The organism is bacterium, assembly GCA_021372615.1.
Classification (GTDB): domain Bacteria; phylum Armatimonadota; class Zipacnadia; order Zipacnadales; family UBA11051; genus JAJFUB01.
This window is the reverse complement of record JAJFUB010000030.1, coordinates 1-12,854: the sequence shown is the minus strand read 5'-3', so window position 1 is coordinate 12,854 and position 12,854 is coordinate 1. Positions and strand designations below refer to the sequence as shown.

11 protein-coding genes are annotated in these 12,854 nt (G+C 68.3%); 7 read left to right on the top strand and 4 right to left on the bottom strand.

The window, feature by feature from the left end; translation table 11 throughout:
• On the bottom strand, window positions 1-634 hold a 634-nt coding region (locus tag LLH23_05260), incomplete at its 3' end, for an APC family permease (GenBank protein ID MCE5237882.1).
• Window positions 635-911: 277 nt separating this feature from the next.
• On the opposite strand from LLH23_05260, the gene LLH23_05255 reads away from it, so the two are divergent.
• Window positions 912-2,468: a sodium:solute symporter gene (locus LLH23_05255; GenBank protein MCE5237881.1), complete on the top strand. Its 1,557-nt coding sequence runs from the start codon at window positions 912-914 to the stop codon at window positions 2,466-2,468.
• Between the two features lie 83 nt (window positions 2,469-2,551).
• Here LLH23_05255 and LLH23_05250 read toward each other — a convergent pair whose 3' ends face one another.
• The 3 genes from LLH23_05250 to LLH23_05240 all read right to left on the bottom strand — a co-directional run bounded on the left by LLH23_05250 (window position 2,552) and on the right by LLH23_05240 (window position 6,107).
• A complete protein-coding gene (locus LLH23_05250; protein ID MCE5237880.1) occupies window positions 2,552-2,998 on the bottom strand; it encodes an SRPBCC family protein in 447 nt (148 codons plus the stop codon).
• A gap of 84 nt (window positions 2,999-3,082) precedes the next feature.
• A complete protein-coding gene (locus tag LLH23_05245; GenBank protein ID MCE5237879.1) occupies window positions 3,083-3,277 on the bottom strand; it encodes a DUF951 domain-containing protein in 195 nt (64 codons plus the stop codon).
• Between the two features lie 7 nt (window positions 3,278-3,284).
• The gene (locus LLH23_05240) at window positions 3,285-6,107 is read right to left on the bottom strand and encodes a CHASE2 domain-containing protein (protein ID MCE5237878.1); all 2,823 of its coding nucleotides are present in this window, start codon (window positions 6,105-6,107) and stop codon (window positions 3,285-3,287) included.
• 245 nt (window positions 6,108-6,352) lie between these two features.
• Between LLH23_05240 and LLH23_05235 the strand changes: the two genes are divergently transcribed.
• The 6 genes from LLH23_05235 to LLH23_05210 all read left to right on the top strand — a co-directional run bounded on the left by LLH23_05235 (window position 6,353) and on the right by LLH23_05210 (window position 12,759).
• Window positions 6,353-7,174: a sugar phosphate isomerase/epimerase gene (locus tag LLH23_05235; GenBank protein MCE5237877.1), complete on the top strand. Its 822-nt coding sequence runs from the start codon at window positions 6,353-6,355 to the stop codon at window positions 7,172-7,174.
• A gap of 47 nt (window positions 7,175-7,221) precedes the next feature.
• A complete protein-coding gene (locus tag LLH23_05230) occupies window positions 7,222-7,731 on the top strand; it encodes a zinc ribbon domain-containing protein (GenBank protein ID MCE5237876.1) in 510 nt (169 codons plus the stop codon).
• 282 nt (window positions 7,732-8,013) lie between these two features.
• Window positions 8,014-9,267: a glutamate-5-semialdehyde dehydrogenase gene (locus tag LLH23_05225; GenBank protein ID MCE5237875.1), complete on the top strand. Its 1,254-nt coding sequence runs from the start codon at window positions 8,014-8,016 to the stop codon at window positions 9,265-9,267.
• Between the two features lie 112 nt (window positions 9,268-9,379).
• Complete coding sequence (proB, locus tag LLH23_05220) at window positions 9,380-10,525, top strand: glutamate 5-kinase (protein ID MCE5237874.1); 1,146 nt, start codon at window positions 9,380-9,382, stop codon at window positions 10,523-10,525.
• A gap of 12 nt (window positions 10,526-10,537) precedes the next feature.
• Complete coding sequence (locus LLH23_05215) at window positions 10,538-11,401, top strand: hypothetical protein (protein MCE5237873.1); 864 nt, start codon at window positions 10,538-10,540, stop codon at window positions 11,399-11,401.
• Window positions 11,402-11,403: 2 nt separating this feature from the next.
• Window positions 11,404-12,759 carry a glycoside hydrolase gene (locus tag LLH23_05210; GenBank protein ID MCE5237872.1) on the top strand — a complete coding sequence of 452 codons (1,356 nt, stop codon included), beginning with the start codon at window positions 11,404-11,406 and terminating at the stop codon, window positions 12,757-12,759.
• Window positions 12,760-12,854 lie beyond the last annotated feature (95 nt).

Sequence of the window (12,854 nt, the reverse complement as noted above, 5' to 3'; positions counted from 1 at the left end):
AGTAGAAGGTGAGCACCGCCCCCTGCAAGACCAGCATGGGCGTCAGGTTGGCCAGGCCCCCGCCGAGCAGCGTCGCCGGCTCCAGGTAGTTCGCGCTGCCCCAGAAGCGCCAACCGACCGCGACGACGATGAGCAACCCCGACACCTCGACCGTCGTGCACACGGCGTTCAGCCACGCCGACTCGCGGATGCCCCAGAAGTTGATGGCCGTCAGCACCAGCAGGAAGCCCACGACCAGCACCGCGCGCGGCACGTCGCCGACGAACACCGAGAAGTAGTCCGAAAACGCGCGGGACTGCGTCGCCATGGACGTGAGCCCTGAGGCCATGACCATCAGGCCGATGAAGTACGACAGGGCCGGACGGCTGAAGGCCCGCTGGGTGACGTAGGCGGCCCCGGCGGCGCGGGGATAGCGCGACCCCAGGGAAGCATACGACAGCGCCGTCAACACTGCCGCGACCATGCTCACCACAAAGGCCAGCCAGACGGCGTTGCCCATCACGCCCGCGGCCTTGCCGATCAGGGCGTAGATGCCGGAGCCAAGCATGTCGCCGACGCCATACAGCACGAGCGCCCACAGGCCCAGGTGCCGGGCCAGGGTCGGGATGGGGGACGGCGTTTGGGGACTGGTCATCCTATCCTCCGCCGGTGCAGGATTGCCCCGCAGGATAGCCGATGGGGCGTTCGACGGCAAGGGTGTGGGGCACGCGGCGCAGGGCGAGAGACGCACCTCTTGACCTCCGCCGGGCGAATGGTTACTCTGTGCAGGTCGTTTCCCAGGGGCAGCCGGAGTGGTCTGCCCTCGCACGGACTCTGAGAGAATCCGTCCCTGTGGTGCACCGCATGGGGGGAGCCCTTCCCCCTTTGTGAACGCGTGCACAAGCCCACACCTAGCCCTGGGAGGTCGTTTCATGGCTGCGCGCATCGCCGTAGTTCTGCTGTACATCCTCATCAACGTCGCCATCGGCTACTGGTCGTCGCGACGGGTGAGGAACGTGGGGGACTTCTTCATCGCCGGGCGCAAGATCGGTCCCTGGGTCTCCGCCTTCGCCTTCGGCACCACCTACTTCTCCGCTGTTCTCTTCATCGGCTATGCCGGCAAGCTCGGCTGGGGCTTCGGCATGAACACCCTGTGGATCGCGGCCGGCAACGTCCTGGTCGGGTCGCTGGCAGCCTGGTTCTTCCTGGCTCGCCGGACCCGTTCGATGACGGCCCGGCTCGACGCCATCACCATGCCGGAGTTCCTCCACGCCCGCTATGCCTGGCCGGCCTTCCGCAGCATCTCCGCCGTCGTCATCTTCATCTTCCTGGTGCCCTATTCGGCCTCGGTCTACCAGGGGCTGGCCTACCTGTTCGAGCAGAACCTCGGCGTGAACTACCTCACCGCCGTCGGCATGATGGCCCTCATCACCGGCATCTACCTGCTGATGGGCGGCTACCTGGCCGTCACGTTGACCGACTTCTTCCAGGGCCTCGTCCAGATCGTCGGCGTCATCATCATGATCGCGCTCATCTCGGCGCCGGTGGGTGGTATCGCCAGCGCCGTCTCGCAAGGCCTGCAACCGCAGAACACACCCGGCCTATTTGCCCCCGGGCCGGTGCCCGGCTGGCTGACTTTGGCCTCCCTCGTGCTCATCACCAGCCTGGGCGTGTGGGGGATGCCGCAGATGGTGCAGAAGTTCTACTCGATCAGGCGCCCCAAGGACATCCTGCCCGCCACGGTCATCTCGACGGCCTTCTGCATCCTGATCGCCGGCGGCGCGTACTTCACCGGCGGCATGAGCCACCTGCTGCTGCAGGCCACCCAGTTGCCCTTCGACGCCAAGCTTGAGCCCGACAAGATCGTGCCCTTCATGCTCTTTACGCACATGCCGCCCTGGTTCACGGTCCTGATTCTGCTGATCGTCCTGGCGGCTTCGATGAGCACTCTCGCCTCGCTGGTGCTGGTGTCCAGCGCCGCCATCTCCGTGGACCTGCTGGGCTATCGCGTCAAGGGTACGGCAGCCGACCCGAAGGGTGTCGCGGTGCTGCGCGTGCTGTGCGGCATCTTCGTCGGCGTGTCCGTCATGCTGGCGGCCTGCAAGATCAGCTTCATCGTCAACATGATGGCCTTCTCATGGGGCGCGTTGGCGGGCTTCTTCATCGCGCCGTACGTCTACGGGCTGTTCTGGAAGGGCGCCACGCGGACGGGGGCCGTCGTCGCGGCCTTCGTGGGGCTGGCCATCGCCGTGGGCGTGCCGATCTTCATGCGCTTCCCGGCCCCCGCCGGCGGGCTGATCCCCATCGCCAAGTCCCCCATCATCCCGGTGGCCAGCGCCATCGCCATGCTGGTGCCGCTGGTCGTGCTGCCGCTGGTGTCCGCGGTCACGCGGAAGCTGCCGGCGGAGCACGTGGAGCAGGTATTCATACCGCACGAGGACGAGGAGGAGCCGGCCGCCGAGGCGCCGACCGGGGACGCAGCGGGCTAGCGCCCCCATCTGCCTCCCAGAGACACCACAGGGCCTCCCGTCGCCGGGAGGCCCTGTTCGCTATCTGCGGTAGCCTGAAGCCGCTAGGCCTTCTCGGCCTGCGCCTTGATCGCGGCCAGCATGTTGTCGCAGTTCTCCTGCATCTTGCGCTTCAGCAGCGCTTTGATGAGATTGCCGATCAGCGGCACGTCATACTCGTACTCTACTTCCAGCTCCACATGGGTCCCGGCGTCGGCGGCGTCAAAGCGCCAGTCGCCCCGGTAGAGGGCGAAGTCGCCCTCCGTCTGCTCAAACCGGCAGGTATGAGCGGCGTCGTCCCAGTGGTCCTCCTCCGTCCACGAGATCGTGCGCTTGAACTCCTTGACGATACCGACCCACGAGCTGCGCTGGTAGCCGTCCGGGTGCTGCTCGAGGATCTTCACCTCCTGCACGTCGGGCATGAAGCTCGGGAAGGCCTCGATGTCGCGCGACAGGGCATAGACCCGGTCGAGCGGGGCGGCGATGTCAACGGCAGCAGTCACAGTAGGCATGGCAACTCCTATAGTGGCGCGATTCATCGCGCCGACGAGTCCGTCGATGCAGCAAACAAACAACGGCCGCGATGAATCGCGCCCCTACGTGGTCTCGAGGACCTTGCGTACCCGCCGCTCGCACACCGGGCGATCCAGCGTCACATACCGGCCGCACTGGGTGCACCGCAGCTTGATGTCCATCCCCAGGCGAATGACTTCCCAGCGGTTGGCGCCGCAGGCATGCGGCTTCTTGAGTTCCACGTGCATGCCGGCCTGAAGGGGCACTGTGGTTGGCATGGTGCTCCTACCCCGGCGAGGGTTGCGCCGCGGCGTTGTCCTTGTCCTGGCCGTGGTAGATGGGCACGGTGAAGTAGAACGTGCTGCCCTTGCCCTCTTCGCTCTGCACCCAGATTTTGCCGCCGTGAGCCTCAATCAGGGCCTTGCAGACGAACAACCCCAGGCCGGTGCCGCTGACCCGCTGCTTGTTGCCGACCCGCTGGTAGCGCTGGAACAGGCGGCTCTGGGCCTCCCGGGAGACGCCCACGCCCATGTCGGTGATGGAGAAGCGCATCATGTTGTCTTGTGGCTCGGCGGCGATGGTGATCAGCCCGCCGTCCGGGGAGTACTTGATGGCGTTGTTCACCAGGTTGATGAGCACTTCCTCGAGCTTGCCCCGGTCCGCCCACAGCGCCGGGGTGTCCGGGGGCAAATCCAGCGAGAACTCGTGGTCGCGCGTGGTGCGGGCCTCGATGGCCACCACCTCATCCACGAACTGCCGCACGTCGTGAATCTCATGCCACAGCATGTCCAGCGGCCGCCCGGCCTCGATGCGCGAGATGTTCAGGAAGTCCTCGACCATGTGCTTCATGCGCGTGTTCTGGCGGTCAATCGAGGCTGCCATGTCCTGCGCCTCGGGCACGGCGCCGGCCTGCAGCTTCTCGCGCAGCATGTGCCCGTACAGGCCGATGGAAGTCAGCGGCGTCTTCAGCTCGTGCGACACGAACGACACCAGGTCGGTCTTCATCTGGTCGAGTTGCTTGAAGTGCGTGATGTCGGTGCAGACGGCGCACTTGCCCATCAGCTCATCGGCCGGTCCCTCGATGCGCGCCACCGACACCCGCACCACCTGTCCGGTGTCACCGTGCAAGTCCACTTCCTCGGTGATGGACGGCCGGCTGGCCGACAGCGGCTGGTCGAAGAGCGCCTGGAGCTGCGGATGGGCCAGTACCGCCTTGAGCGAGCGCCCCTCGATGTCCCGGTCGCGCAGGCCCAGCATCTGCCGCGCCACCGAGTTCACCAGCACGACGCGGTTGTCGGCGTCCACGGCCACCACACCGTCCACCATCTCCTCCACCAGGGTCTCCACCCGCGCCTTCTCCAGGCGCAGTTCGCGCATGGCGGTCAGCAACTCGGCATTGGCATAGTCCACACGCTGCTGGAGCACGCCATAGAGCCGGGCATTCTCCAGAAACAGGGAGGCCTGCTGGGCGATCACGGTCAGTAGCGAGCAGTCCTGCTCCGTGAAGTCGGAGTGGTCGCGCTTGTTCATGACCTCCAGCACGCCCATGACCTCCCCACGCAGCGTCATGGGAACGCACAGGACCTTCTCTAGCTGGTAGTCAATGGCTTTGGCGATATCCCTCTGGCGGCGAGGGTCGTTGAGGGCCGAGTTGATGACCATCGGCCGGCCAGTCTGGGCCACGATGCCCACCACACCCTCGCCCATGTGCAGCACGAAGTCCTTCGCCAGGTCGCCCTTGGGCCCCAGGGCCACCTCGAAGCGCAGGTGCTGGCGGTCCTCGCTCACCAGCAGCAGCGAGCACGCCTCCACATTCAGCTCGGCCTCGACCCACTGCATGATCTGGTTGAGCAGTTCCTGGCGGTCCAAACTGCTGTCCACGAGGTCGCCGACGCGCGCGATGGCTTCCAGGCGGCTGCGCATGGCCGCCTCGGTCCGCGCCCGCGACTGGTCGGCCACCCCGGCCTGCTGCAGGGCCAGGGCCACCCCGGTGAACGCCACACCCAGCAATGGCGCCGACCACGGCAGCCAGTAGCCCTGCCGGAAGACGACATACAGCAACGCGCCTGTGGCCACGGTGAGCACCAGCGTCAGCAACGCGCCCACTGCCAGGCGCCGCTCCGCCACGAGTAGCGCGGTGAGCAGACACGCCGCCAGCAGTGCGACCAGCGAGAGCCAGCCCGGCAGGGGCCGGAAGTAGTCGCCGCGCAACAGGTTGCCCAGCGCATTCGCCTGCAGTTCCACTCCCGGCAGGCGCGGCGCCACCGGCGTCCGCAGGTACGGCGCCAGGCTGCCATCAGTGGGGCCAATCAGGACGAGTTTGCCGCCGAAACTGCGCTGGAGGTCTGCGGGGCTCATCTTCAGCAGCATGTGGAAGGGCACCGGCTGGTACTGCATGTAGCCGCCGGCGAAGTTGACCACCATCTCGGCGCTCGGCAGCACCTTGTAGCGCGCCTGCCCGAGGGACACCCAGGGGCGCTGCAGGCGCGCCTGCCCCCGGGGCAGGCCCTGTGCCAGTCGGGCCATCTCCAGCACCAGGGAGGGGTACGAGCGCCCGTCATAGCCCACCAGCAAGGGCACCGCGCGCGCCACACCGTCCAGATCGGGATAGACGTTGATCGCGCCCACGCCCGCTGCCGCCGTCAGCACCTCATCAGGGGGCAACTGGAGGCACTTGCGGCCCGTCGGCGGCTCGGGCAGTCCATCGGTGCCGCAGGAGTGGCGGGCCAGCCCCGGCGGGGCAGTCACGACGTCTCCGGTCCCGTCTTGCACTGCGAACGCCAGGACCACCGGGCGCCCGGAGATGACGGCCGCCAGTTGCCGGGCCCCCGGGCCGTTGCAGTCCACTGCCTTGCGCACATCCGGCACGTCCAGCCCCACCGCTCGCGGCCCGGCTGACAGAAGGTTGCTCAAAGCCCGCCGCCACGTCTCGGCCGGCCAGGGCATCGGCTTGAGGTTACCCTCGCTGGCGGCATCGAGGGCTACTACCGCGACTGAAGGCTCTGGCGGCAGCGGACCACGCACAGCAAAGGCCCCGGCCGCCAGCCAGTTATCCAGGCCGTGTAGCCAGTGCAGGCCCGTCAGCAGCCCCAGGACCAGCGCAGACACGAGGCCTGCGCGCAGTGCAAACGGCAGCCTGTGCTTGAGCAGCAGTATTTCCCCATTCGTGCGACGAGGCCCGGCCCTGCGCCCGGTCCCCGCCGTTCGTGCCCCGCATTATACATGATGATGGCACGGCAGGGAAGAACACGCCCAGAAGGGGCGAGCAAGCCAGCCAGGAAGGGTTCCTGCGGTGACAGCGGAAGTCTTCACGCCTCTGCCGCACGCATCACGCTTGCTCAGGAGTTGTCCCTATGGCTCAGTATGGCATTTCCTCGTGGATCGCCGCGCCGCTGGCCCCGGCCGCGGCTGTCGCCGCCCTGGCTGACGCGGGCTTCCGCCGCGTCGAGCTGTCTGACGACGCCTCACCCCTGGTCATCGCCTGGGAGCAGGACCCGGTTGCCGTCACTGCCGACCTGCGAGCCGCCGGCCTGACGATCAGCTCCGTGCACACCCCCGTCCCGGGCCGCTACCTGGACCTGGCGGACGAGGCGGCGCGCCTGGCCTCGGTGCAGGCCAACCTCGACTACTTCGGCACGATGGCTGCCGCGGGCGCGCCCGAGATGGTCGTCCACCCCATCAGCAGCGCCGCCGGCCTGACCGGCGTGGCCCTGACCTCGGCGCAGCGACGGGTGCGGGATTCGCTGGACCGGCTCTCCGACGCCGCCGGCGAGCGCGGCCTGCGCCTGGGCGTCGAGAACCTCGGAGCCAACGCGGACCTGGGGGGCACCATGGCCTCCCTGCTGGCGCTGATCGAGGGCCTGGGCGACCATGTGGGTCTCTGCCACGACATCGGTCACACCGTGCAGGCGGGTCTGGACCCGGTGGCGGAGGGGCGGGTGGCGCTGGAGTCGGGGCGGTTGTTCTCCCTGCACCTGCACGACGTGGATGCACAGCTGCGCGATCACTACATCCCCGGCGAGGCCTGCCTGGACTTCGAGCCGTATCTGGACGCGCTGGCAGAACACGCCTTCGCTGGTATCCGCACGCTGGAGTGCAAGCCCACCGAGGGTAGCGTGCCGGAGCGGCTGGGCCTCGCGGCGCAGGTGCGGGACCGCTGGGCGGCCCGGTCGTAGCAGAGCGCTCCCGGCAGGGATGCGGCCGCACAGAGGAGTGCCCGGCGTTGACTGACCACAAGACGCCCGCCCAGTGGCAACCGGAGCGGCGCGGGCTGGGGCGGCTGTGCCCGGCGTGCGGCGCCCCTGTGCGCGACTCCGCCACGACCTGCCCCGCGTGTGGCGCCGGCCCCGAGGCAGCCGCAGGGCCCCAGCACCTGATGACGCCCTTCGGCCACGGCGTATGCGCCTTCGGCGGCAGCTTCATGCTGGGCATCGCCCTGAGCATGGCGCTCAAGGGGGCTCTTCCGCACTGGGCGCTGGCCCTGGCGCCGCTGGGTCTGGGCGCCCTGAGCGCCTGGGCGGCCTCGGCAGTGGGGCGGCGCCTCCTGCCGCAGTGGCGTTGCTCGTACGAGCACCTGCTCACCGGGTGGCTGGTCGGCGGCCCGTGCGCGCTGGTGGCGGCCCTGGCAGGCCTGGCCAACCTCGAGAGCCTGCTGGTGGTGTGGGCGGGCGGGGCGACGGGCACGTACCTGCTGATGCGGCGGTACGGGTACAGGGCCGGCGATCTGGGGTGAACGGGGAACGGCAAACGGCGTCCTCACCCCTCCCCCTCTCCCTCGCGCTCGGTAAGGCTGAGCGCTCCGGAGAGGGGAAGCCGGATGGCGCCTTGTAGCTTCGAAGCCACGAGGTGGGCGAATGGTCCCCCTCTCCGGAGCGAAGCACAGCGGAGCGAGGGAGAGGGGGAGGGGTGAGGACGCCGTCCCGCTCCCGACTCTCCCCTTGAGGAACCGTGCCCAAAACAGTACATTATACGTGCGCCCTCACCGGCGCATCTTTGCCCCATCCCGGAGGACTCGATGGACATCAGGGAAGCCGTCGTAGAGCGTGCGGCGCGGGCCCGCGCGGCCACTCGCGACCTCATCAAGGCCGATGCGGCACTGCGCGACACGGCCCTGCGCGCCATGGCCGGCAAGCTCCGCGCCAACGCCGAGACGATCCAGGCCGAGAACGCCAAGGACATGGAGACCGGGCAGGAGAAGGGCCTGTCCTCGGCCATGCTCGACCGCCTGCGCCTGGATGACAAGCGCATCGAGGACATGGCCGTGGCACTGGAGGAGATCGCGGCGTTCGACGACCCGTTGGCGGACACCCTCGCTGAGTGGGAGCGCCCGAACGGTCTGCGCATCCAGAAGGTCCCTGTGCCCATCGGCGTGGTGGGGATCGTCTACGAGTCGCGGCCCAACGTGACCGTGGACTCTGTCGGCCTGTGCCTGAAGGCCGGCAACGCCGTGGTGCTGCGCGGCGGGTCGGAAGCCATCCACTCCAATGTGTGCCTCGCCGGCCTGCTGGCCGAGGCGGCCGCGGAAGTGGGCCTGCCTGCCTCGTGCGTGGAGATCGTGCCTGTCACGGACCGCCAGGCCGTGCTGGAGTTGGTCAAGCTCGACCAGTACCTGAACCTGGTTGTCCCGCGCGGGGGCAAGCAGCTCATCCGCACGGTCAAGGACAATGCCACCGTGCCCGTGCTGGAGCATGAGCGCGGCATGACGCAGATCTACGTGGACGCCGCCTGCGACGTGGACATGGCCGTCAGCCTCGTCCACAACGCCAAGGTGCAGCGGCCGGGCGTCTGCAACGCCGTAGAGAATCTCTACGTCCACGAACACAACACGAAGGCGCTCAAGGCCATTGTAGGCGACCTGCAGGCCGCGGGCGTGGAGATCCGGGCCGATGCCGGCGTCATGGCTGTCTGTGACGGCTGCACCGAGGCCACGGCCGAGGACTGGGATACCGAGTACCTCGACCTCATTCTGACCATGGGCCTGGTCTCGTCACTCGACGAGGCGCTGGACTGCATCGCCGAGCACAGCTCGGGCCTGACCGAGGCGATCATCACGGATAGCGAGGCCAACGCCGCGCGCTTCCTGCGCGAGGTGGACTCGGCGTGCGTCTACCACAATGCCTCCACCCGCTTCACCGATGGCGGGCAGTTCGGCATGGGCGCCGAGATCGGCATCTCGACCGGCAAGATGCACGCCCGCGGGCCGGTCGGCGTACGCGAACTCACGAGCTACAAGTATGTCATCCACGGTAACGGGCAGGTGAGAGGCTGAGAGGCGGGATTGGGGACTGGGTCTTGGGGCTTGGGGACGGCCAGGCCCCACCGTTCCCGACTTGCGCCTCTCGGCTCCCGGTTCCCGCCGTCGGTTGTAGGTGATCCGCCAGGTGTCCGAGCACACACACGCTGAAGACAACTGCCTGCCGCAAGTGCGCCGCCTGCTGGTGAAGGTCGGTACGCGCGTGGTGACCGACCCCGAGGGCGGGCTGGACATGATCTTCCTCGACCGGCTGGCGCGGCAGATCGGTCGGCTCAAGGACCGGGACGTGGAGTGCCTCATCGTCACCTCCGGGGCGGTGCATCTGGGCCGCCAGGTCCTGCGCAACCCGCGCACCAAGGAGACCCTGACCTACCGTCAGGCCGCCGCCGCCATCGGGCAACCGGAGCTGATGCGTAACTACTCCGCGGCCTTCGCCGCGCACGCGCTCATCCCCGCGCAAGTGCTGCTGACGATGGATGACATGATTGATCGGCAGCGCTACACCAACGTCCGCAACCAACTGGAGCTGCTGCTCAAGACCCACGTCGTCCCGATCATCAACGAGAACGACAGCGTGTCCGTCGAGGGAGTCACGTTCGTGGAGAACGACCGCCTCGCGGCGATCGTGGCCACCAAGATGCGGGTGGACCTGCTGGTCTTCCTGTCCGACCAGGCGGGGCTGTTCACCGACAACCCGTCGCAGAACCCGGAGGCGCAGCTCATCCCCGTGGTGCAGCCGGGCGCGCCGCTGCAGGCTGACGTGGGCTCGGCCGGCGGGCCGGAGTCCCGGGGCGGGATGAAGGCCAAGATCTCCGCCGCGCGCGTGGCCGCCACCTGCGGCATCTCGGTCGTGATGGCCGACGGCCGCGAGGACAATGTGCTGCTGCGGCTGTGCGAGGGGCAGCAGGTGGGGACGCTGTTCGTGGCCGGGCGGCAGACGGCCGGGGGCAAGAAGCCCTGGCTGGCAGCGGTGCGCGAGCCGATGGGCACCATCTGGATTGACGAGGGGGCCTGCCGGGCGCTATGCCAGCCCGATGGCGCGAGCCTGCTCCCCAGCGGCGTGACCAGCAGCCGGGGCGACTACGAGGCCGGTGATCTGGTCTCGGTAGTGGGGCCGGAGGGGCGCGAGATCGCGCGGGGGCTGGTCAACTACTCGGTAGACGAAGTGCGTCGCATCGCCGGGCGGCATAGCCGTGACATTGGCCGCATCCTTGGCCACGCCGGCGCCGATGAAGTCATCCACCGCGACAACATGGTGCTGACGGGCGAATAGGGGAGGATCGTGATGCGCAGACTGAGCGTGTTGTTGTTGCTCCCGGGGTTGCTGTGGGCGACGGCATGCGGGGCGCAGGAGGCTGACCGTGGTCAGCTCCTGACCGGCATCGTGCGCCTGATTGACATCTGGACGGACATTGAAATCCTCGGGCGCCTGACGCAGCTGGCCCTGACGGACGCGCAGTGGCAGACCGTGGCCGCGGTTCACCAGGCGCACCCGCCGCCGGGGCCGGACCTCCAGGTCGTGGCCGAGGCTGCGGACAAGGCCGAGGAGCTCCGCCGGAAGGTCCTGGCCGGCCAGGAGATGAAGCCGGGCGACCAGGAAGCCCTCGGGCGGCTCATGCAGACGGCCGTCCAGCAGTTGGGGGACCGGGGCCTGCCGGACGGCAAGCCCATCACAGAGCTGACAGCCGAGGAGAAGCTGGTATGGGCGGTGCTGACCCCCGAGCAGCAGGGGAAGCTGATCGGCGGCGGGCAGCCGGATGCCATCGGCCGGCGCGGCCTGGCCCTGCTCAAGCGCCTGCGCGACACAGACGAGGCGACCTGGGCCCAATCGCGCGACCGGCTGGTGGCGCTGCTGTCAGCGCAGGCCGGGGGGGAGGGCACCGCGGCGCGTGAGAACAGCCGACAGATGCTGCTGGACTTCCTCAACCGCGTGCGGGCAATGCCGGCGACGGACTTTGCCAAGAGGCAGACCGAGCTGATGGCCGAGATCGGCGTCCTGGTCCCCCAGAACGCCAACCTGGCGGCCCTGCTGCTGGAGTTCGACCCCACGCCGATCCACCAGGCGCTGTCCCAGACGCTACTGAACAGCCGCATGCCCCGGCTGCTGCAGGAGATGCACGCCGTCCGGGCCAGACCGGCTGGGGGCTAGCCATGGCCGACGTCGCCTCTCTGCTCAAGCAGCGCCCCTTCGCCTACAGCGAGGTCTTCGTTCACCCTCCCACCGATGGTCCAGCCTTCAGCGCCCACGGCGGGGCCCGCGAGGGCCTCGACCCGGCCGTCGCCGCCGTCTGCAAGAACGAGTCCAACTGCACCGTGTTCTTCGGGGACGGCACGTGGTTGACGACATGGAGCCAGGGGAGCTTCGAGCACGCTCTCGATGAGCAGATCGTATCCGCCACCAGCGGTGACACGGGGCGGACCTGGACAACGCCGCGCCCCATCATCGGCTCAAACCCCGACGAGCGCATCGCCTACGGGGCCCCGTTCATCGTCCCCGGCTCCGAGCGCGTTGTCCTGTTCTTCTTTGCCGGCAACCAGCGCGTCGGCTGGTCGGGGCCCGACTATGACAGTGGCAACTTCTGGTTCGTCGTGTCTGACGACCGCGGACAGACGTGGTCGGAACGGCGGATGATCGCTTTGCCAGACCGCGACATTAGCACCTTCACAGGGCGCTGCCACGGGTGGATCAATCACCCGCCACGGGTGATGCCGACAGGGGAGGTGCTGCTGCCGGTGAGCATGTACCCCTCCACCTGGCCCAAGCGCGCGCGGGCGTGGATGACGATCCCGGCCGAAGTCAGTGTAGTTCGCTGTGACAACGTTCTGACGGAGGAGGATCCCGACCGGCTGCACTTCACGCTGCTGCCCGAGGGCCCGCGCGGGATCAGAGCCGATGTGCGCAAGCACTGGGACAACCCCGCACTGCAGCGCCTGCTGGGGGCCTTCGACGGCGTTCCGTACGAGACGGCCTTCAACTTCCAGGAGATGACGCTACTGGCGCTGTCGGACGGACGCTGGGTCGGTGTGGGACGGACCTTCCTGGGGGCGCCGGGGTACACCGTGAGTGAGGACCGCGGACAGAGCTGGTCGGCAGTCGAGCCGCTGTGCTATGCCCCCGGCGGCCCGCCCATCATGCACCCCATGACCATGTGCCCGGTCACGCAGACCTCCGATGGTCGCGTCGTGCTGCTCTTCACCAACAACGACGGCACGCAACGCGGCGCCAGGCACGTATGGGATGGCGACGGACACACCCGCAACCCGCAGTGGCTGGCAGTAGGGCGCGAGACACCCGGTGAGCAGCGCAATGCCGGCCTGCGGTTCGGGGAGCCGTTCCTGGTGGCTGAAGTGGATGATACCGGGGAGACGAACCTGAAGACCGGCATCAGCATGCCCCAGTTCCTGGAGCGCGAAGGCCGGTACTTCGTGGTGTACAACATCAACAAGGAGCACCTGCTGCTGGACGAGATTCCGGCAGCGGTACTCGCGGCCGCTGAGCCGTCATAGGCCCTCGGACGGGCTGAGGGCTTGCGGCAACGGCGGCCTACCCCCGGCGCTGCGCGCCGCCCCCTCCCCACGGGGGAGGGGTGTGTCGTTTCCCC